Raw genomic sequence first — 20,226 nt, forward strand, 5'->3', positions numbered from 1 at the left:
GGGCCCCCATTTGGTTAACGCACCATTAATCAGACTAGAAACATCGAAATGCCCGTATCAAACCTGAAAAGCGGCGGCCAGATGCTCGGGCAGGTCAAACTCAACTAAAACCCGGGCGCGCCCTTCGGGTGACATTTTGCGCGCGGTCTTTTCGACAATGCTCTGGATTTTGTCCGGGGAGTGCTTGCCTGCGAATGGCTGGAAGTACCATTTTAGAAAGACAAAGCATATCACATCTTCCAGTGCCTGCACTTCGGCATCGCGTTTGATGCCCTGCTTGCGCAACATGCGGCCTGCGGCGTCAACCTCTGCTTCGCCGTACCCGCCTTGGGTCATCAGAGCCATCACCACATCCGCATGGTGTGCACCTTGCGCCTTGCGCCAGGCCAGATATCCGGCGCGACCCTCTGGATATTCGCTTCGGGCCAGTTTCCAGCGTTCGATATGCTGACCGCGCGCTGCAATCTGAAGCGCGTCCGAGGCGTCAGGAAACAGCCGCTCCATCTCGGCACTCATGCGTTTGCCATACAGCAAAGCTTCGGGCTGGCCATCTTTGATATTGGGATCATGTGCATTGGCCGCGTCAATGGCATCCAGAACCGCTTGTTTGCGCGCGCTCATGTTTTACTCCGTTGGCTTTTGCGGATCTTGGCGATCCACACCGTGTTGATAAGCCACCGTAGCGAGATGCCACAATATATGCAGCACCCAATTCTGTCATGGCCGGGTCAGATGAGGGGGGAATTCTGACCCGGCAGAGGGGCAGGTGATCTGCTTACTTGCCCGGTTTGACCTGATCTTGAGTGACCGGCTCGGTGATAGGGGTGGGGAAGGTCAGATCACGAGTCAGGTTCAGTGAACTGATGCCCATCGCCATGGCCGGTGCGGCCAGAAGAGAGGCGGACAACGTAACGGCAGTGATGAGGCTTTTCATGTTCTGTCTCCAGGTTTGTGTCGTTTCACAAAGGATAAAATGAACAGTACAGTTTAGTATTTCAAGGCGCGAAGTGAACTAACTAGTTTACTTTTGTGCATACCGGCTATTCACCAGCGAATGGGTGGTGAAATCTGGCACCGCAAACTTGTTTCATACATGTGCCACTGGCCTTGCGACTGCGGCGACAGACAGGTAAATGCCCCCCTAACGCATATGAGGTTTTCCGATGTCGATTGACCAAAGCACCGCCGCCAAGGTGGCGAAACTGGCCCGTATCAAGGTCGAGGATGACGCGCTGCCTGCGCTGGCATCCGAGTTCAACACCATCCTTGGGTTCATCGAACAACTGAACGAAGTGGATGTCGAAGGCGTCGAGCCGATGGTTTCGGTCGAGCCGATGCGCCTGAAACGTCGTGAGGATGTGGTCACCGATGGAAACCAGCAGGACAAGGTTCTGGCCAACGCGCCTGATGCCCGTGAAGGGTTCTTCGCAGTCCCCAAAGTGGTGGAGTAAGTCATGAGCGATCTGAACAAACTGGGCCTTGCCGATGCCCGTGACGCGCTGCGCAAGGGTGATGTGACCTCGGTGGAGCTGACCGAATCCTGCCTAAAGGCCATTGATGAGGCTGGTGCGCTGAACGCCTTTGTCCACAAAACCCCCGAGATCGCGCTGGAACGCGCCAAGGCGGCGGATGAGCGGATTAAGGGCGGCGACGCACCAGCCATGTGTGGCTTGCCGATTGGTATTAAGGACCTGTTCTGCACCAAAGGCGTGCCCTCGCAGGCGGCCTCAAGAATTCTGGACGGGTTCAAGCCGGAATACGAATCCACCGTATCGCAGCAACTGGCCGACGCCGGAGCCGTGATGCTGGGCAAGCTGAACATGGATGAATTCGCCATGGGCTCATCCAACGAAACGTCCATTTACGGCAATGCAGTCAGCCCCTGGCGGCGCGGCAACGACGACGCGCAGTTGACACCGGGGGGGTCATCCGGTGGCTCGGCGTCCGCCGTTTCTGCGGACCTGTGTTTGGCCGCAACCGGCACAGATACCGGCGGCTCGATCCGCCAGCCCGCCGCCTTTGTTGGCATCACAGGTATCAAACCGACCTATGGGCGCTGCTCGCGCTGGGGCGTCGTTGCGTTTGCGTCCTCTCTGGATCAGGCCGGACCGATGACCAAGAATGTGCGCGATGCGGCGATCATGCTTGAGGCGATGTGCGGCCACGACCCGAAGGATTCGACCAGCGCTGAGCTGGCCGTTCCAAATTTCGAGGCCATGCTGACCGGCGACATCAAAGGCAAGAAGATCGGCATCCCGAAAGAATACCGCATGGAGGGTATGCCCGCCGAAATCGAAAAGCTGTGGGCCGACGGTGCGGCGATGCTGAAAGATGCAGGAGCCGAGATCGTCGACATCTCGCTACCTCACACCAAATACGCGCTGCCTGCCTATTATGTGATTGCCCCGGCCGAGGCGTCCTCGAACCTCGCCCGTTACGATGGTGTCCGCTATGGCCGCCGCGCGCAGCTGGCACAGGGCGACGGCATCACCGAAATGTACGAAAAAACCCGCGCCGAAGGCTTCGGCCCCGAGGTTCAGCGCCGCGTGATGATCGGAACCTATGTTCTGTCGGCTGGCTTCTACGACGCCTATTACAACCGCGCCCGCAAGGTCCGTACCCTGATCAAGAAAGACTTCGAGGATGTGTTCGCCGCAGGCATCGACGCAATCCTGACCCCGGCCACCCCATCCGCCTCCTTCGGTCTGGGCGAGATGACCGAGGCCGATCCTGTTCAAATGTACTTGAACGACGTCTTTACCGTGACCGTGAACCTTGCCGGTCTGCCAGGCATCTCAGTGCCCGCAGGGCTTGACAAACAAGGGCTTCCGCTGGGGCTGCAATTGATCGGTCGGCCTTGGGATGAAGGCGACCTGCTCAACACCGCCTATGCGCTGGAAAACGCCGCCGGGTTTGTGGCAAAGCCCGCGAAATGGTGGTAAGTCTCGGGCTGTCTGATCACAAGTAACGGAGCGGTTGAATGCGTGTTTTTGCTTTGGTTCCTGTCATCGCCCTTATCGCGGGTTGCGATACGGTCGCGCCGGTGCAGGGAACGGGATTTAACACGCCAGCCTATCAGGCCCAGCGTGAGGCGCAGTTGGCCGGGCAGGGGGCTGTCGGCAACCCGTTGCTTGCCCCGGCCGATGTCTCACAACAGCCCTTAGGCGCTCCGGGTTCGGCTTTACCGCAATCGGCCGCTACGGGCGCAAATGCGGATATCGCCAATCAGGCCGCCGCTGCGCTGGCCACCACCTCTGGCCAGGCAACACAGCTCGCCCCGACACCCGGCAATCCGGCGATCTCAGATGAGCAGGATTTTGCAGCCGTCTCGGGCCGTCGCAGCATTGAATCTGACGCCGCACGGATTGAGCAAAACCGCGAGACCTATGAGGTCGTTGCGCCAACCGCAGTGCCCGAACGCGGCGCAGATGGCCAACCCAATATCGTGCAATACGCGCTCAGCACTACGAACCCTGTTGGAACCCAGCTATACAGCCGGGCGGGCTTTAACCTGCAAGCCAAGGCGCAACGCAATTGCGCCGGGTTCCCGTCGGCAGATCAGGCACAGATCGAATTCCTGACCAGTGGTGGCCCACAGCGCGACCGCAAGGGGCTGGACCCGGACGGGGATGGCTTTGCCTGCAACTGGGATCCCAGCCCGTTCCGCAGTGCCGTCAGCAACTGATTCACAAACGCCGATCTGGCACCCGTCGCCGAATTTCGGTGCCCGCCGGGATGGGCTGAACCCAACTCTGATCGTCTTGCACTATACCGCGATGGACAGCGCAGAAGCTGCGCTGGAACGGCTCTGTGACCCCAGCACTGAGGTCTCGGCGCATTACCTGATCGGCAATGACGGGGCGCTTTGGCAACTGGTACGTGAAGAAGAACGCGCGTGGCATGCCGGGGCAGGAGAGTGGCACGGGCAAGATGACATCAATTCGCGGTCCATCGGGATTGAACTGGATAACACCGGCTCACACCCATTTTCCAACCCTCAGATGAGTGCGCTGGAAAGCCTGATGAGGGGCATCCTGACCCGCTGGCCGATCCGGCCTGAGGGAGTCATTGGCCATTCTGACATGGCCCCGGGCCGAAAAATTGACCCTGGCCCCCGGTTCGATTGGCTGCGACTGGAACGGCAATATCTTGCGGCGCGACGTGGACGTGATCCGGGACCCGCAGATGCGCCTGCCGAGATCTTCCGAGATCTGGCGCGCAGTGCCGGTTTCACTGCAGATGTTGACGACGAAACCCTCCTCGCTGCCATTCGTCTCAGGTATAGACCCTGGGGAAAAGGCCCGCTTTGCCCAGCAGATTTCACGCCGCTTGGTCATGCCGCGCTCTGGACCTGATCTACTCTTCATCTGGCCAAAATTATCCCGGGGATGAATTGGCTGCAGACCAAGAAGGGGCTGGCCCCTTCACTGCCTATCCACCCTTGACGCCGCTGGGCCCACGGCCTACCCAGCCCAAGCGCGGAGGGCCGGATGGCCGCTGGGGTCGCAAGGCCCGAGAGGAAAGTCCGGACTCCACAAGACAACGGTGCCGGGTAACGCCCGGGCGGGGCAACCCGACGGAAAGCGCCACAGAAATCAGACCGCCTGCGGCTTCGGTCAAAGGTAAGGGTGAAACGGTGGGGTAAGAGCCCACCGCGCCCCTGGCAACAGGGGCGGCACGGCAAGCCCCACCGGGAGCAATGCCAAATAGGGTCCCCGCGCGGGCCGGTCGGCGCAAGCCGATACCGCCGCTAAGCACGTCTTGGCCCAGAGGGACCGGGTTGGCAGCTTGAGCCGTGCAGCAATGCGCGGCCTAGAGGAATGGTCATCGAAGGGGGCAACCCCGGAACAAGATCCGGCTTACAGGCCCTCCGCGCGTATCTCGAATTACCCGACAGCTAAGTAGCGATCCGCCCACAGCCACACAGCCAGTATTTTTGGAACCCGTCTGCTGCTATCCTGTCGCACATAGATTTTGTGAACCCGGGAGGAGCGGTATGAGTTTCCTAAAAACACTGGCATCTGTAGCGGTTGGTTTTGCGGCGGCAAAGGGCATGGAAAAATACAAGGAAATGGGCGGCATGGCCGGCCTGCAAAATATGATGCAAGGCACTGGCGGTGGTTTTGGCATGGATCAGCTTGGCAAAATGGCCGAGCAGTTTGGCATGCCGGGCGGCGCATCGGGGCTGCAGGACATGATTGGCAAGATGGGCCTTGGTGGCGGTGCGGCCGGGGCTGCGGGCTTAGGCGGTTTGCTCAACGCGATGCAGGGCGCAGCTAAAACCAGCGGCCAGCAAACTGCCACTATGATGGAAACAGTGCTCAGCGGCACGCCGGCCGGGGCTGCGATGGAGGAGCAGGCCAAACTAATGCTGCGCGCCATGATCCAGGCCGCCAAAGCAGACGGAGAGCTTGACGAGCAGGAGAAGCAAACAATCATCGGCGAATTGGGTGATGACATCAGCGACGAGGAACGCGCCTTTGTCCTTGACCAGATGGAAGCGCCGATTGATGTCATGGGACTTGCTGCAGATGTGGGGGCGCCACTCAAGGCTCAGATCTACGCGACCTCTTTGGCCGCGATTCGTTTGGATAACGAACGTGAGGCATCCTACCTGCTTCAATTGGCAACCGCATTGGGCCTGTCAGATGCAGAACGGGATCAAATTCACACCTATATGGGCGCACCGACCTTGCCTCGTTAGGTCAGCAACGAAACCTGCGCATTGCAGGTGTGATTGGTCTTGACATGGGCGGTGCACAGCGTAAAAGCGCACGCTCATAGGAATTCAACCGAAGGGCCCTGCCTTTTCGGACGCAGGAGATAACCATGGCGAAGCCGACGACAATCAAGATCCGTCTGAACTCGACCGCGGGCACGGGCCACTTCTACGTGACCAAGAAAAACGCGCGCACCATGACCGAGAAAATGACCGTGCGTAAATACGACCCGGTCGCTCGCAAGCATGTCGAGTACAAGGAAGGCAAGATCAAGTAATCTGCCGTTCTATTAAGACTTTCGGGAAAGGCTCTGCATTGGCAGAGCCTTTTTTCTTGCCAGGTGACGAGCAATACTGCGATCCGGTCGGTCAACGGGCCGTTGCAGCGACGCATCAGGCTTGGGGCCAATCGTTTTGCCTGCGGCTTGCTTTTTACCAAACCCTGCAAGTACGGTTCAGCAAACCGCCACAAAATGTTGAGCGCCATGAAAAAAATCTTGTTATCCACAACCGTCGTTCTGGCCCTTGCGGCCTGCGAAGATCCCTTTAACCGCCAAGGTGTTGGGTTTACTGGAATCGATGGTGAGCCCCGCACCATCTCTGACGTTCCCGGTGCGGTCGCCTTTGTCCCGCCTGCGACGAATGTTCCGGCTGAGCTGGCCGAACTGCCAACCATCGCTGTGATCAGCGATCAGGTTGACCCCATCAAAAAGGCGCGGGTGGCCATCGACAATGCGGGGACGAATCCCGGTAACGCGGTGCAATTGTCCGGCAGCGATACCGATCTTTTCCTCAGCACGGTTGATGTGAACGGCACCGTCTATGGTGTTCTACGTACCCGCAACAGCGCGACACGGGTGGACAATTCGATCGGTGCAGTCTTTGGCAACGAGACTGAACGCTTCACAGGCTGCCTGGCCGCCGGTGATGTTTTCGGCAAAGGATCGTCTAGCCGCAGTTCTGGATTCGCCGTTCCACTGAACTGCAGCTAACACAGCTCATAATCTGCTATCCCAAACCCCCGCTACTTTGCGGGGGTTTTATTTTGGGAAGCGGGCTTTGGACAAAAGAAAAGGGCCGGTCATATGACCGGCCCATCTGTATGTGTTTTTCTGCGGAGCTCTATTCCTGTTGTCCCATGAACATCAGCAGGAACTGGAACATGTTCAGGAACGAGATATACAGGCTCAGCGCCCCATCAAAGGCGGCTTTGTCCAGCCATTCCTGATCACCATGTGCAGCATGTGCGACATAAGTGTTCTTGATGTCCTGCGTGTAGAACGCGGTCAGACCAGCGAAGATCAGGATGCCGATGGCCGAGATTGCCAGCATCATCACACCCGATTGCAGGAACATATTGATGACCATTGCCACGATCAGGCCGATCACACCCATCATCAGGAAGGTGCCCATGCCGCTGAGGTTCCGCTTGGTGGTGTAGCCATAGAGGCTAAGACCTGCAAACGCGATCGCGGTAACCAAGAAGGTCTGGGTGATCGAATAGGGTGTATAGATCATGAAGATCGAGCTCATCGATACGCCCATCACGGCCGCAAAGATGAAGAAGCCCAGCTGAACTGCCGCAGCAGAACCTCGACGCATAAGGGCGCCCCAGCCAAAGAACAGGAAGGCCAGCGGTGCAAACATGACCACCCATTTCAGCGGTGACAGGAACAGAGTTCCGCCCAGGCTGGTCAGGTAACGGTCAGCGCCGATTTGTGCCACAGCATTTGATGGGTCGCTGGTAACCGCAAGCCCGGCAATCGCCCAGGCGGCCAATGCCGTGATCAGCATGCCCACGGACATTGTTCCGTAGACTTTGTTCATGTGGGCGCGCAGGCCCTGATCAATCTCGGCGGCGCGCGCGCCGGATACCGTCCGGACCGTGTCGAATTGTGCCATCAAAGGGTCTCCCTTAAGCTCGTGTTACTACGCCCCGACTAGGCGGGGCGGTTTCCCATCAAATATCGGCAACTAGGGGCTGTAATTCAAGAGTTTCCGGCGGAAAACCGACTAAAACACGCAACAAAAAAGGCGATAGGCAACCCAGTGTCACCTATCGCCTTAAAAACATGAGCATGCGAGTCATCTTTTCCAGTAGTTCGGGGCATCCCAAAAGTAGCGGCGCGCTTCTTCCATGGCTTCTTCACGTGTAATCCCGATGTCTTGCAGCGCGGCATTGTCCAGCTTAGCAAGCCTGCGGCGCTGACGCGTTACGGCAAACATGTTCCAGATCAGCGATGTCAGAGGGCGATTGGTGGTATGACAGGTTTGTTTGAGTGCAATTTGGGTCATATCCATTGTCCTTTCTGTGTTTCTCGATGGTTTTCGTGAAATCAATCAACTTCCTTGATGAATATGGCAAAACATGTCATATTATAAAAACGAATATTTTTGATGAGATGCATAAGGGATCGTGAAGATGCGAAATCTGGACATTACCACCCTGCGTTCGTTCATGGCGGTTGCGGATCAGGGCGGCGTTACCCGCGCAGCTGGTTTTTTGCATCTGACCCAATCTGCGGTTTCGATGCAGCTGAAGCGGCTGGAGGAACTGCTGGATCTTGAATTGCTGGATCGCAGTGGGCGCACGATCGCGCTTACTGCCTCGGGCGAACAGTTACTGACCTATGCGCGTCGCATGATCGCGCTGAATGACGAGGTGATCTCGAAACTGACCGATCAGGCGTTCGAGGGTGAAGTGGTGCTGGGCGTGCCGCACGACATTGTCTACCCAGCTATTCCGCGTGTTCTACAGCGGTTCAACACCGACTTCCCGCGTGTTCGGGTGCAACTGGTGTCGTCCTATTCCTTACAGTTAAAGGATATGCTCAAGCGCGGCGAATGTGACGTGATCCTGACGACCGAGCCCACACCCGTTGATGGGTCCGAGACGATTGCAGAATTGCCGCTGCGCTGGATCGGCGCGCAGGGCGGCTCTGCCTGGCGAAAGCGTCCGCTGCCTTTGGCGCTGGGTCGCCGCTGCTTGTTCCGTCCGCAAGTGATCGCGGCGCTGGACGCGGCAGGCATCCCGTGGGAATTGTCGGTGGAAACCGAGAATGACCGAACCATCGAAGCCACCGTCAGCGCCGATTTGGCCGTTCACGCAATGCTCGACGGGACCGAGGCTGCACATCTGGAACAGATCGAGTCGGGTGGCGTACTTCCGGAACTGCCTGCTCATATGATCAACCTCTATGGCGGCAATGAAGGGCGTGACCCGGTTGTCGACGCTCTGGCGCATCTGGTCCGTCAGAATTTCCGCCTGCTCGGGGGCAGCCCGCTGCGCGCGGTCGCCGGGTAGGGGCGCTCAAATTGTGATCACGATCTTGCCGGTGGATTTGCGCTCTTTCAGCAGTTGCATTCCATGGGCAACCTCGGACAAGGGCAAGATGTGGCTGATATGAGGCTTGATCTTGCCTTCGCCGTGCCAGCGAAACAGCGTGTTGAAACTGTCCCTTACGATCTCGGGTCGGAAGGCCAGATAACCGCCAATATAGAAACCAATCACTGTCAGGTTCTTGACCAGAAGATGATTGGCGGGGATTTGCGAAACCTCTCCACCAGCAAACCCGATGGGCAGCAAACGCCCTTCGGGGTTCGTAGCCCGAAAGGCCGCTTTGAATACGTCGCCGCCAATTGCGTCATAGACGACATCCGCGCCACCCAGCGCTTTGACCGCGTCCCGTAGATCTTCTGAGGCGTCGATGAGGTGATCTGCACCCGCAGCTTTGGCAACGGCCAGTTTCTCGGTCCCGCGAGCCTGCGCGATCACGGTCGCCCCCATCAGCTTGCCGATCTCGACCGCCGTCAGGCCAACCCCACCGGCCGCGCCGGTAACCAGTAAGGTTTCACCCGGCTGCAACCTGGCGCGATGATCCAGTGCGAGATGGCTGGTTCCATACGCGATCTGTATCGCCGCCGCCTCTTCGAAGTTGATCGTTTCAGGCAATGATATCACCCGTGCAGCATCGAAAACCCCGAATTCAGCCAGCCCGTCTTGACCTGAATAGACGGCCACGCGGTCACCAATGCTGATGCCGCTTACATCGGCCCCCACGGCATCGATGATGCCCGCAACCTCCATCCCCAATGTGAACGGGGGGGTAGGCGTGTCCTGATACGTCCCTTTCTGCATCAGAAGGTCGGCAAAATTCAGCCCGCAGGCCTTGATCGCAACGCGTACCTGACCCGAGGAGGGATTCGGTATGTTGATCCGACACAGCTTGGCCTGCTCACCTGCGGATTGAATATGAAATGCCTGCATGGTCTGATCATCCCCTTGTGCGGGGCATAGGTGCGTTTTGCGCAGGGCTTGTCAATGATATTGGGCACCTGGCTTACCCCGGAAAGTGACGCGGTGTTCGCGGCTTGGGCTAATCAGTGGCACAACCATAAACCATCGTTCCGATTACGTGACTCAACCATCTTGAAAAATGATCAAAAAAAAGCAATAAAGGCAGCTAGTGCTGTAATCGGGGGAGGCACGATCCGCATTAGGGAATGGTTAAATTCCGTTCTCTAGCTTTGCGATATCGGACGTCGCGCAATCCCGAACAGATGTTTGTGTACTAGAGGAGAATACCAATGACTCATCACGTCGATGTCCATGTGGGCAAGCGCGTTCGGCATCGCCGCTGGCTGATTGGGATGACCCAACAGCAATTGGCGCAGCAAGTTGGTATCAAGTTTCAACAGATCCAAAAATACGAAACCGGTGCCAACCGAATCAGTGCTTCCCGCCTTTGGGACATTGCCGAGGCATTGGATGTTCCCGTCAGCTTTTTCTTTGAAGGGTTGGAAGAGGTTCAGAAAAGCGCAGATGAAAAGAAATCTGTGCCTGCGGACCTGATGGGGGACAAGGAAGCGCTGGATCTGGTGCGCTCTTACTATGCAATCCCGGAAAATCAGCGCCGCCGTCTGTTCGAATTGGCACGGGTTCTGAGCGACGTTGCGTGATCTGATCGCGCGCGCTTGACTTTGACGGGCGTTGGCCGCACCAGTGGCCCATGCACCAGACCCATCTGACCGATATGGATGTTGCCGAAGAAATGGCCGACGCGGCACGCGCGGCCATTCTTCCGCATTTTCGCCAACACGATCTTGAAACCGATAACAAGCTGGAAGGCGGCTTTGATCCCGTGACCATCGCAGATCGCGCGGCTGAAAAAGCAATGCGCGAGGTGTTGCAGCGCCTTCGCCCGGATGACGGTATTCTGGGCGAAGAATACGGACAGACCGAAGGTCAAAGCGGTCGCGTTTGGGTTCTGGACCCAATCGACGGAACGCGTGGATTTGTCAGCGGCACACCGACCTGGGGCGTTTTGATCGCGCTCAGCACCTCAGAAGGCCCGGAGCTGGGGGTGATCGATCAACCCTATATCGGCGAAAGGTTCAGAGGATCGTCCGAGATTGCGCAGTTGACCGGCCCCTTGGGCATATCCAAGTTGGCGACACGCTCAGTAAAAACGCTCGACCAGGCCACCCTGTTCACAACCTTCCCCGAGGTCGGCACCTCGGAAGATCGCGCCGGGTTCGAAGCTGTGTCAAAACAGGTTCAACTGACGCGCTATGGCATGGATTGCTATGCCTACGCGCTGCTCGCGGCAGGGCAGGCGGATCTGGTGATCGAGGCCGGGTTGAATTCCTATGACATTCAGGCCCCTATTGCAGTGATTGAGGCCGCCGGCGGCATTGTAACGGATTGGCAGGGCGGGCCCGCGCATAATGGCGGACGTGCCCTTGCAGCTGCCAATGCAGAGATTCACGCAGCCGCACTGAGCATTCTGCGCAACTACTAAACCATTGCCCAAATGGCGCCCTGCCGCTAAACTGGTGTCGGCCGGTTCTTACGCCTGTTTTCCACCGGCAACGCATTCCTTGCATGAGACAGGCAGTTGCAGGAGTGTGGATATGACTGAATTTCTTATCAAAAATGCCGATACCATCCTGACGATGGATGATGACCGTCGCGAGCTAAACGAGGCGGACATTCTGATCCGCAATGGCCAGATCGCACAGCTTGGTCACGGGCTGACAACAATGGGTGAGGTGCATGATGCCAAGGGCTGTGTCATCACCCCGGGCTTGGTGAACACGCACCATCATCTCTATCAAACCCTGACCCGCGCGGTTCCGGGCGGGCAGGACGCGCTGCTCTTTGGCTGGTTGCAAACGCTCTATCCCATTTGGGCGCGGTTCGGGCCCGAGGAGATGTTTGCCTCGGCCCAGATCGGATTGGCCGAGCTGGCGCTATCCGGCTGCACCCTCAGTGCGGATCACCTGTATCTGTATCCCAATGGCGCGCGGTTGGAGGATACGATCGTTGCCGCTTCCGAGCTAGGCCTGCGGTTTCACCCAACCCGCGGCGCGATGAGCATCGGCGAAAGTGATGGCGGCCTGCCACCGGATAGTCTGGTTGAGGCTGAAGGGGACATCCTGAACGACATGATCCGCGTTGTGGATGCGTTTCATGATCCCAGCGACGGGTCGATGTGCCGCGTCGGCCTCGCACCCTGTTCGCCCTTCTCGGTCAGCCGCGATCTGATGCGTGATGCCGCTTTGCTGGCGCGTGACAAGGGCGTCATGCTTCACACCCATCTGGCTGAGAATGACGAGGATATCGCCTATTCAGAAGCGCAATTCGGTTGCCGACCAGGGCAATATGCCGAAGAGTTGGGCTGGACCGGCCCGGATGTCTGGCACGCCCATTGCGTCAAGTTGGACGGGGCCGAGATTGACCTGTTCTCGAGAACAGGAACCGGAGTGGCCCATTGCCCCTGTTCAAATTGTCGTCTTGGCTCGGGCATCGCGCCGGTGCGCAGCATGCGTGATCAGGGCGTGAAAGTTGGGCTTGGCGCGGATGGCTCGGCCAGCAATGATAACGGCAACCTGATACTCGAAGCGCGGCAGGCGATGCTTTTGCAACGCGTCTCAAATGGGGCCGACGCCATGTCCGCCCGCGAAGCGCTGGAGATTGCGACCCGAGGCGGTGCGGATGTGCTGGGGCGGCCCGATTGCGGGCGGTTGATGCCGGGCAAACGGGCCGACATTGCCGTGTGGGACACGAATTGCATTGAAAGCGCGGGTAGCTGGGATCCAGCAGCTCTGTTGCTGGCCGGGCCCATGCAAGTCAAACACTTGTTTGTCGAAGGGCGTCAGATCGTGCGGGATGGTCACATCACGACGATTGACCTGCCACGTGCCATCGAAGCCCAAAACCGCCTGGCGCGCGCGTTGGCGCAATAGCAGAATCCGTCCTTCATCTGGCTAAAATATCCCCGCCGGCGGCATGCGCCAAAGGCGCATTCAGCAGGCCACCTGCCTCCCTCCGATCCAGACCTCGGCAATGGCGCGGTCATCGCCCATCATGATGGTTGGGAACACTGCCTCCCACAGATCATCCGCATGGGCCTCTCGCTGGGCAATCGCCGCGGTTGAGGCGAGGTCGATGACAACTAGATCCGCCTCCACTCCGGGTGCGATATTGCCGATGCAATCCTCCATCCTCAGTGCCCGGGCCGATCCGACCGTGCCCAGCCACAACAATTGCGCCGGGTGCAGCGGGCGGCCGCGCAGCTGACCGATCTCATAGGCGGCCGCCATCGTGCGCAGCATCGAGAAGCTCGACCCGCCGCCGGTATCGGTGGCCAACCCGACTCGGTGACCCGCATGGATCAGCCCGTTCATGTCAAACAGGCCCGAGCCGATGAACGTGTTCGAGGTTGGACAATGCACCAACGCTGCATCTACTTCGCGCAACCTGTCGCGTTCGCGGTCTTCCAGATGGATGACATGACCATAAAGACCATTTCGACCCAGCAGACCGAATTTCTCATAGGTATCCAGATAGTCCCGTGCATTCGGGAACAGGGATCGGACCCATTCGATCTCATCCGTCTGCTCGCTCAGATGAGTTTGCATCAGGCAATGCGGGTGTTCGGCCCAAAGCGCGCCCAATGCCTCAAGCTGTTCAGGTGTCGAGGTGGGTGAAAATCGAGGCGTGATCGCGTAAGATAAACGATCCACGTGATGCCATTTCTCAAGCAGCGCTTCGGATTGGTCATACGCTGTTTGCGCAGTGTCCAGCAAACCCTCGGGCGCGTTGCGATCCATGCAGGTTTTGCCGGCAACAACCCGCTGTCCGCGTTGCTGCGCGACCGAAAAGAACGCATCGACGCTTTCGGGATGGATGGTGCAGAAACTGCACATGGTGGTGGTGCCATGCGCCGTTGTCAGATCGAGATAGCGGTTCGCAATCTCGGTCGCATAGTTGATGTCGCCGAACTTCATTTCTTCGGGAAAAGTATAGGTGTTCAGCCAGTCGATCAGCCGTTTGCCCCAGCTTGCGATCATTGCGGTCTGCGGGTAGTGAACATGGGGGTCAACAAACCCCGCCATGATCAGATGGTTGCCATAGTCTCGGGTTTCGGCGCCCGGGTGAGCGGCGGTCAAGGCGTCCAGCGCACCGACGGCCTGCACACGCCCATCTTCGATCACCACGGCCTCATCCAGCCGGGTTGCGTCGGTTGGCTCCCCGTCAAACGGCGACCCGTCAAAACTTAGAACGCGCCCTTTCAAAAGCGTCTTTTGCGCCATTCGCCCTGTTCCCTAGCTGTTTGAGGCCACGGATAAGCATATGCGGGCGAAAGATGCGGGTAAATCGGCGTATTGTCATTGTTTTCCGGTAGCTGCTTCTTCTAATTAGGGATCAATGACCGAGGAAACGGGGGCAGATATGACGACAGGCTTTGATGAACCCGTAAGTGACTCGACCTCTGACGAGGATGTCTATGTGCTGGACCGCCGGACTGTCGCGGCCATTCTCTATGCCGTGGATGTGGATGATCGGGCCAAGCTGATCGAGCTGATGGAGCCGCTGCACGCCGCCGACATCGCCGACCTTCTGGAACAGATCAACCCATATGACCGTGCCCGGCTGATCCGTCTGTATGACAGGGAATTTGACGGCGATATCCTCTCAGAATTGGATGAATCGGTCCGGGAAGAGGTCATCAGCGTCCTGAACCCCGATGTTCTGGCCGAAGCGGTTCGGGACATGGAAAGCGACGATGTCGTTGACCTGCTGGAGGACCTTGAAGAACCACAGCAGGAAACCATCCTGGACGCGCTGGAGGATTCTGAGCGGGTTGCGGCGGAGCAGGCGCTTGCATATCCGGAAAACTCGGCCGGTCGCCTTATGCAGCGTGAGGTGGTCATGGCCCCCGAGCATTGGACTGTTGGGCAAGCTATCGATTTCATGCGCGCCAATGACGACTTGCCTGAACAATTTTACCATGTCGTTCTGGTTGATCCGCGTTTGAAACCTGTGGCGCAGGTCACACTGGGCAAGCTGATGGCAACCCGGCGCGAGGTCCCCCTGCATGATCTGACAGAAGAGGAATTCCATGTCATTCCCGTTGATCAGGACGAAGAGGATGTGGCTTATGCGTTCAACCAGTATCACCTGATCTCTGCCCCGGTTGTGGATGCCGATGGCCGTCTGGTCGGCGTAATCACCATTGACGATGCTATGGTGGTGCTCGACGAGGAACACGAGGAAGATATTCTGCGCCTTGCCGGTGTCAGCGACGAAAGCTCGCTGTCGGACAGCGTAGCGGCGACCAGCCGTCGGCGTTTGCCCTGGCTGGCTGTGAACCTGTGCACGGCGATCTGTGCTTCGCTGGTGATTTCACAATTCGAGGCGGCGATCGATCAGTTGGTGGCGCTGGCGATCCTGATGCCGATTGTGGCCTCGATGGGGGGTAATGCAGGGACGCAATCACTGACCGTCGCGGTGCGGGCACTGGCGACGCGCGACCTGACTGCCGCCAACGTCATGCGTGTGATCCGGCGTGAGTTGCTGGTGGGCATGCTTAACGGGCTGTGCTTTGCCATTGTTTTGGGGACAGTAGGAATGCTGTGGTTTGACTCTCCGCTGCTGGGTGTCGTGATTGGATCAGCCTTGGTCGTGAACATGATCATTGCTGGCTTTGCGGGTACGGTAGTACCTGTGGTGCTGGACCGGCTGGGTGTTGACCCCGCTCTGGCTTCAGGGACTTTTGTGACGACCACAACGGATGTCATGGGGTTCTTCATCTTCTTGGGACTGGCCAGCGTGGTGCTTTTGTGACGGATCTGACTGAAATCAAGGCTGCGGCGCGCAAAGCGGCTTTCGCCCGTCGTAAAGCTGCGTTTGACGCGCGCCTGCCCGGCGCTGCGGGACGCCTGTCCGAGGTGCTGGCGGGGTATCGCGGCGTGCCCCTGTCTGGCTACATGCCGATCCGAACCGAGATCAACCCGTTGCCTACCATGGCCGAGGCCTCGGCCTATGGTCCGGTCGGTGTGCCTGTGATTCAAGCCGCCGGTCAGGCGCTCAAGTTCTCGCGCTGGACGCCTGAAGGGGCGTTGAAAGACGGTCCCTTTGGCGCAAAGGTGCCTGAGGTTGACGACTACTTCGACCCCGAAATCCTGATTGTTCCGCTGGTGGCCTTCGATGCGCAGGGCGGGCGCCTGGGCTATGGTGGCGGATTCTATGACCGTACGCTGGACGGGCTGCGCGCCAAGCGTCCGACGCTGGCCATCGGTTTTGCCTTTGATGCGCAAGAGGCCGAGGGGCTACCACTGGAATCCACCGATCAGCCCTTGGATGTGGTTGTCACCGAAAGCCGAGTTCTGAGCTTCAATACCTAACCCATATTCTCGGCCCGGAAATACTCCCATGCATCCTGCGTTGAACCATCGGGCAGCGTGCATGTCCCGGTTTGGCCATCCTCGCCATCCACTATCTGGTACTGCGCGCCTTTCTCAGCGCAGAAGGTTGCTGCCGGATTGGCCAGCCCAGTCGCTGGTTCCGAAGGCTGATCGCAGGCGGCAAGAGGGGCAAGCAGGACGGCGTAAATCAGGTGGCGGGTCATGAACGTCTCCGATCCAATGCGGTTTTGTGCTCTATGGCCTTAGTTTAATCGCTTGTGCTTGGCATTGACCACACTTAGGACGGTTGGAATGAGGATACTTTTTCTGGGTGACGTCATGGGCCGCGCGGGACGCACGGCTATCCAGCAGCATCTGCCGCGTCTGCGCGACGACTGGCGGCTGGATTTCGTTGTGGTCAATGGCGAGAATGCGTCAAACGGGATGGGCCTGACCGGCGATCATGCCAAGCTGTTGCTGGATACGGGTGCAGATTGTCTGACGCTGGGCGATCATGCCTTCGACCAGAAAGATATGCTGCAGTTCATCGAGAAAGAACCGCGCATCGTGCGCCCGGTGAACTTTGCCAAAGGCGCGCCGGGGCGGGGGCATCGCCTGTTCAACGCGCCCGGAGGGCGCAAGGTGCTGGTGGTTCAGGTGCTGGGGCAGGTGTTCATGAAACGGCCTTTTGACGATCCGTTCTCGGCCATAGAACCGATCCTGAAATCCCACCCGCGCGGCGGGCAGGCGAACGCCATCATCGTCGACATGCATTGCGAGGCCACGTCCGAGAAGATGGCGATGGGCCATTATTGCGACAAACGCGCCAGCCTTGTGGTGGGCACGCATACGCATGTGCCGACGGCGGATTCACAGATACTGCCCGGTGGCACGGCCTATCTGACGGATGCGGGGATGTGCGGTGACTATGACTCGGTCATTGGCATGGACAAGGTCGAGCCGCTGCGCCGGTTCATCACCGGTATGCCAAAGGCCCGGTTCACCCCTGCGAATGGCGAAGCAACGCTCAGCGGTGTGTTTGTCGAGACCAATGATCAGGACGGCAGTGCAAAAACCGTGCGCATGGTGCGCGTCGGTGGGCGGCTAGAGCAGGCGGCTCCGTAAAGGCTTGCTCTGCCTCGCGCAATGCGGGAAACTACCCATCAGGCGCTTGGGCCAGGGTTCGGACAGAATACCACGAATGCACTTCCTTTCACTGACAGACACCGGCAGCGCAGTTCTGGCGCTTTTGATTGTTGCGGGCATGTTCGTCATGTTCCTGCGCGAGGTTTACCCGACCGAAGTTGTCGCCATCGGTGGTGTTGCTTTGATGCTGGTGACGGGAATACTGCCCTATCAAAGCGCGCTGGCTGTGCTGTCAAACCCCGCCCCGTGGACCATTGCGGCGATGTTCATCATCATGGGGGCGCTGGTGCGTACAGGGGCACTGGATGCCTTCACCTCGACCGCGCAGAAACAGGCGCAAGTGAACCCGAAGATCGCCATCGCCCTGCTTATGGCATTTGTGGTTCTGGCCTCGGCGGTGGTCTCTAACACGCCCGTTGTTGTTGTGATGATCCCGGTCTTTGTCCAGATTGCGCGCACGCTGAATGTGCCAGCCTCAAAACTGCTGATTCCGCTGAGTTATGCGGCCATTCTGGGTGGAACGCTGACCCTGATCGGAACCTCGACCAACCTGCTGGTGGATGGTGTTGCCCGCACGCAGGGCATGCAACCCTTCACAATTTTCGAGGTCACCCCGCTGGGGATCGCGCTCGTCATCTATGGCATGGTCTACCTGCGTTTTATCGCGCCCCGACTGCTGCCGGATCGGGATAGCATGGCATCGCTGTTGAGTGATCGGTCCAAGATGAAGTTCTTTACCGAGGCCGTCATCCCGCCCGACAGTAACCTGATCGGGCGCGAAGTAACCGGCGTGCAGTTGTTCAAACGCCCCGGTGTACGACTGATCGACGTTGTGCGTGGCGATGAATCGTTACGACGCAATCTGCAAGGCGTGACGCTCAATGTGGGTGATCGGGTTGTTCTGCGCACCGAGATGACCGAACTTCTGAGCCTGCAACGCAACAAAGAGCTAAAGCGGGTTGATCAGGTGTCGGCGATTGAGACCAAAACGGTCGAGGTTCTGATCACTCCGGGCTGCCGTATGGTCGGACGCACGCTTGAGGCGCTCAGGCTGCGACGGCGCTATGGTGTCTACGTTCTGGCGGTTCATCGTCGGAACCAGAATATCGGCCGACAGTTGGATGATCTGGTCGTGCGCGTGGGCGATACACTGTTGTTGGAAGGCTCACCCGCCGACATTCAGAAACTGGCCGCAGATATGGACATGGTCGATGTGACCCAACCTTCGGCGCGTGCATTCCGTCGTAGCCATGCGCCTATTGCTATTGGTGCGTTGGTTGGGATTGTTGCTCTGGCAGCGTTTGGCATAGCACCTATCCTGTTGCTGTCGATTTTGGCGGTCGCAGCTGTCTTGGTCACGCGTTGCATCGACGCGGACGAGGCCTTTTCCTTTGTCGAGGGCCGCCTGCTGGCACTGATCTTCGCTATGCTTGCCATCGGAGCCGCTCTCGATGCTTCGGGTGCAGTGTCGCTGATCGTCGAGGCCATCGCGCCTTCGCTTGGGCTATTGCCACCCTTCCTGATCATATGGGCGGTATATCTGCTGACTTCGGTCTTAACCGAATTGGTGTCGAACAATGCGGTTGCAGTTGTGGTTACACCTATCGCTATAGGGTTGGCACAGGCGGTCGGGTTGGATCCACGCCCCTTGGTTGTCGCCGTCATGGTTGCGGCTTCGGCGTCTTTTGCAACGCCCATTGGATACCAGACCAATATGATGGTCTATGGTCCGGGCGGGTACAGGTTCACTGATTTCATGAAGGTGGGTATACCGCTCAACCTGACGGTTGGGCTGCTGGCGTCGCTACTGATCCCGTTGATCTGGCCTCTGTAAAATCGGCGCAAGCTTGCCGCCGCGCTGCGGTTGCCCTTGTAAAATCACGCGAACATACAAAGTTTTGTGCATGTGATTGTGCAGAGGGAATTGGATCATGTCTGCGAGAGTAACCGCAATTTGTACTGCAGCAGCTTTGATGCTGGGAATGGGTCAGGCGGGTATCGCCGGAACCGTCGCAGGATCAGCCACCTATCGTGAACGGATCGCTGTGCCGCCAGATGCCACCTTGTTTGTCGAACTTCAGGATGTCTCGCTGGCGGACGCGCCTGCTGTGACCTTGGCCGCTCAACGCTATGCACTGACAGGTGTTCCTGCACAGTTTAAGCTGACCTATGACGATTCACTGATCCGGGATGGGCACAGCTACATTGTTCGTGCGTCGATTTCGCAGGGTCAAAGGCTGCTGTTCACCACCGATACCAGTTATCCGGTTCTGACGAACGGTGCCGATGATGCGGTCGATCTGATCTTGATTCAGCTGCAGAGCGAACCTTCACTGGACAATACAGACTGGATTGTTGGAACGCTGAACGGCGCTCCGGTTGAGACTGAACGGCGGCCAGAACTGAACTTTGTACAGAACGGTGCATTCTCCGGTACTGGCGGGTGCAATCGGTTCACGGGTCAGGCCGGGATAACCGGCAACCAGATCGACTTTCCGGACAATATGGCCGCTACCCTGATGGCGTGCCCACCTCCGTTGGATGAGGTCGAACGTGAGTTTCTGAAAACGCTGCAAACCATTACGAGTTTTGCGCGGCAAGGGGATACATTGGCGCTGCTGGATGGGGCGGGTGAGCCGGTCATCCAACTGGCACGCAAGTAATCCAGA

23 protein-coding genes and 1 other RNA gene are annotated in these 20,226 nt (G+C 58.3%); 17 read left to right on the top strand and 7 right to left on the bottom strand.

Going from position 1 to position 20,226, the window contains the following annotated elements; translation table 11 throughout:
* Window positions 1-57: 57 nt before the first annotated feature.
* Together AC2FFE_RS15455 and AC2FFE_RS15460 are read right to left on the bottom strand one after the other, a co-directional pair.
* Window positions 58-621 carry a DUF4202 domain-containing protein gene (locus AC2FFE_RS15455; protein ID WP_496819521.1) on the bottom strand — a complete coding sequence of 188 codons (564 nt, stop codon included), beginning with the start codon at window positions 619-621 and terminating at the stop codon, window positions 58-60.
* A 154-nt stretch (window positions 622-775) separates the two neighbouring features.
* Window positions 776-934 carry a hypothetical protein gene (locus AC2FFE_RS15460; protein WP_170531829.1) on the bottom strand — a complete coding sequence of 53 codons (159 nt, stop codon included), beginning with the start codon at window positions 932-934 and terminating at the stop codon, window positions 776-778.
* A gap of 229 nt (window positions 935-1,163) precedes the next feature.
* On the opposite strand from AC2FFE_RS15460, the gene gatC reads away from it, so the two are divergent.
* The 8 genes from gatC (at window position 1,164) to AC2FFE_RS15500 (ending at window position 6,711) form a co-directional block, all read left to right on the top strand.
* Complete coding sequence (gatC, locus tag AC2FFE_RS15465; RefSeq protein WP_170325838.1) at window positions 1,164-1,451, top strand: Asp-tRNA(Asn)/Glu-tRNA(Gln) amidotransferase subunit GatC; 288 nt, start codon at window positions 1,164-1,166, stop codon at window positions 1,449-1,451.
* A gap of 3 nt (window positions 1,452-1,454) precedes the next feature.
* Window positions 1,455-2,942: an Asp-tRNA(Asn)/Glu-tRNA(Gln) amidotransferase subunit GatA gene (gene gatA / locus AC2FFE_RS15470; protein WP_496847058.1), complete on the top strand. Its 1,488-nt coding sequence runs from the start codon at window positions 1,455-1,457 to the stop codon at window positions 2,940-2,942.
* Between the two features lie 38 nt (window positions 2,943-2,980).
* A complete protein-coding gene (locus AC2FFE_RS15475; RefSeq protein WP_496819519.1) occupies window positions 2,981-3,685 on the top strand; it encodes a hypothetical protein in 705 nt (234 codons plus the stop codon).
* Window positions 3,669-4,355, top strand: a complete 687-nt coding sequence (locus tag AC2FFE_RS15480; protein WP_496847059.1) for an N-acetylmuramoyl-L-alanine amidase — start codon at window positions 3,669-3,671, stop codon at window positions 4,353-4,355. Before AC2FFE_RS15475 ends, AC2FFE_RS15480 begins: the two co-directional genes overlap by 17 nt.
* A gap of 123 nt (window positions 4,356-4,478) precedes the next feature.
* Window positions 4,479-4,878, top strand: an RNA gene (gene rnpB / locus AC2FFE_RS15485) — RNase P RNA component class A.
* A 118-nt stretch (window positions 4,879-4,996) separates the two neighbouring features.
* Window positions 4,997-5,704 carry a DUF533 domain-containing protein gene (locus AC2FFE_RS15490; RefSeq protein WP_496819517.1) on the top strand — a complete coding sequence of 236 codons (708 nt, stop codon included), beginning with the start codon at window positions 4,997-4,999 and terminating at the stop codon, window positions 5,702-5,704.
* Window positions 5,705-5,829: 125 nt separating this feature from the next.
* The gene (rpmG, locus tag AC2FFE_RS15495) at window positions 5,830-5,997 is read left to right on the top strand and encodes a 50S ribosomal protein L33 (RefSeq protein ID WP_005630270.1); all 168 of its coding nucleotides are present in this window, start codon (window positions 5,830-5,832) and stop codon (window positions 5,995-5,997) included.
* 207 nt (window positions 5,998-6,204) lie between these two features.
* On the top strand, window positions 6,205-6,711 hold the full coding sequence (locus AC2FFE_RS15500) for a hypothetical protein (RefSeq protein WP_496819515.1): 507 nt from the start codon (window positions 6,205-6,207) through the stop codon (window positions 6,709-6,711).
* Window positions 6,712-6,841: 130 nt separating this feature from the next.
* Here AC2FFE_RS15500 and AC2FFE_RS15505 read toward each other — a convergent pair whose 3' ends face one another.
* Window positions 6,842-7,621, bottom strand: coding sequence for a Bax inhibitor-1/YccA family protein (locus AC2FFE_RS15505; RefSeq protein WP_496819514.1), 780 nt, complete (start codon window positions 7,619-7,621; stop codon window positions 6,842-6,844).
* Window positions 7,622-7,804: 183 nt separating this feature from the next.
* Window positions 7,805-8,014 carry a DUF1127 domain-containing protein gene (locus AC2FFE_RS15510; protein ID WP_496847060.1) on the bottom strand — a complete coding sequence of 70 codons (210 nt, stop codon included), beginning with the start codon at window positions 8,012-8,014 and terminating at the stop codon, window positions 7,805-7,807.
* Between the two features lie 127 nt (window positions 8,015-8,141).
* Here AC2FFE_RS15510 and AC2FFE_RS15515 point away from each other — a divergent pair, with 127 nt between their 5' ends.
* On the top strand, window positions 8,142-9,023 hold the full coding sequence (locus tag AC2FFE_RS15515) for a LysR family transcriptional regulator (RefSeq protein WP_496819512.1): 882 nt from the start codon (window positions 8,142-8,144) through the stop codon (window positions 9,021-9,023).
* A gap of 6 nt (window positions 9,024-9,029) precedes the next feature.
* Here the strand turns inward: AC2FFE_RS15515 and AC2FFE_RS15520 are convergent, their stop codons facing one another.
* Window positions 9,030-9,986, bottom strand: coding sequence for an NADPH:quinone oxidoreductase family protein (locus AC2FFE_RS15520; RefSeq protein WP_496847061.1), 957 nt, complete (start codon window positions 9,984-9,986; stop codon window positions 9,030-9,032).
* A gap of 320 nt (window positions 9,987-10,306) precedes the next feature.
* Here AC2FFE_RS15520 and AC2FFE_RS15525 point away from each other — a divergent pair, with 320 nt between their 5' ends.
* The 3 genes from AC2FFE_RS15525 to AC2FFE_RS15535 all read left to right on the top strand — a co-directional run bounded on the left by AC2FFE_RS15525 (window position 10,307) and on the right by AC2FFE_RS15535 (window position 12,967).
* Complete coding sequence (locus AC2FFE_RS15525; RefSeq protein ID WP_170531851.1) at window positions 10,307-10,678, top strand: helix-turn-helix domain-containing protein; 372 nt, start codon at window positions 10,307-10,309, stop codon at window positions 10,676-10,678.
* Between the two features lie 50 nt (window positions 10,679-10,728).
* Window positions 10,729-11,520: a histidinol-phosphatase gene (gene hisN / locus AC2FFE_RS15530; protein WP_496819510.1), complete on the top strand. Its 792-nt coding sequence runs from the start codon at window positions 10,729-10,731 to the stop codon at window positions 11,518-11,520.
* 112 nt (window positions 11,521-11,632) lie between these two features.
* On the top strand, window positions 11,633-12,967 hold the full coding sequence (locus tag AC2FFE_RS15535) for an 8-oxoguanine deaminase (RefSeq protein ID WP_496847062.1): 1,335 nt from the start codon (window positions 11,633-11,635) through the stop codon (window positions 12,965-12,967).
* A gap of 60 nt (window positions 12,968-13,027) precedes the next feature.
* Here the strand turns inward: AC2FFE_RS15535 and guaD are convergent, their stop codons facing one another.
* Window positions 13,028-14,317 (bottom strand): guanine deaminase, encoded by a 1,290-nt coding sequence (gene guaD / locus AC2FFE_RS15540; RefSeq protein WP_496847063.1) that lies wholly within the window; start codon window positions 14,315-14,317, stop codon window positions 13,028-13,030.
* A 139-nt stretch (window positions 14,318-14,456) separates the two neighbouring features.
* Here guaD and mgtE point away from each other — a divergent pair, with 139 nt between their 5' ends.
* The gene (gene mgtE / locus AC2FFE_RS15545; RefSeq protein WP_496847084.1) at window positions 14,457-15,851 is read left to right on the top strand and encodes a magnesium transporter; all 1,395 of its coding nucleotides are present in this window, start codon (window positions 14,457-14,459) and stop codon (window positions 15,849-15,851) included.
* The gene (locus AC2FFE_RS15550; protein ID WP_496847064.1) at window positions 15,848-16,411 is read left to right on the top strand and encodes a 5-formyltetrahydrofolate cyclo-ligase; all 564 of its coding nucleotides are present in this window, start codon (window positions 15,848-15,850) and stop codon (window positions 16,409-16,411) included. The genes mgtE and AC2FFE_RS15550 overlap by 4 nt, the downstream gene beginning before the upstream one ends.
* Here the strand turns inward: AC2FFE_RS15550 and AC2FFE_RS15555 are convergent.
* On the bottom strand, window positions 16,408-16,635 hold the full coding sequence (locus AC2FFE_RS15555) for a putative hemolysin (RefSeq protein WP_496847065.1): 228 nt from the start codon (window positions 16,633-16,635) through the stop codon (window positions 16,408-16,410). The two genes, AC2FFE_RS15550 and AC2FFE_RS15555, sit on opposite strands and share 4 nt — an antisense overlap.
* 88 nt (window positions 16,636-16,723) lie before the next feature.
* Here AC2FFE_RS15555 and AC2FFE_RS15560 point away from each other — a divergent pair, with 88 nt between their 5' ends.
* The 3 genes from AC2FFE_RS15560 to AC2FFE_RS15570 all read left to right on the top strand — a co-directional run bounded on the left by AC2FFE_RS15560 (window position 16,724) and on the right by AC2FFE_RS15570 (window position 20,220).
* Window positions 16,724-17,536, top strand: a complete 813-nt coding sequence (locus tag AC2FFE_RS15560; RefSeq protein ID WP_496819504.1) for a TIGR00282 family metallophosphoesterase — start codon at window positions 16,724-16,726, stop codon at window positions 17,534-17,536.
* A gap of 76 nt (window positions 17,537-17,612) precedes the next feature.
* Window positions 17,613-19,391: an SLC13 family permease gene (locus AC2FFE_RS15565; protein ID WP_496847066.1), complete on the top strand. Its 1,779-nt coding sequence runs from the start codon at window positions 17,613-17,615 to the stop codon at window positions 19,389-19,391.
* 97 nt (window positions 19,392-19,488) lie between these two features.
* On the top strand, window positions 19,489-20,220 hold the full coding sequence (locus tag AC2FFE_RS15570) for a YbaY family lipoprotein (protein ID WP_496819502.1): 732 nt from the start codon (window positions 19,489-19,491) through the stop codon (window positions 20,218-20,220).
* Window positions 20,221-20,226: the final 6 nt, after the last annotated feature.

This window comes from Ruegeria sp. YTSA168 (assembly GCF_059610045.1).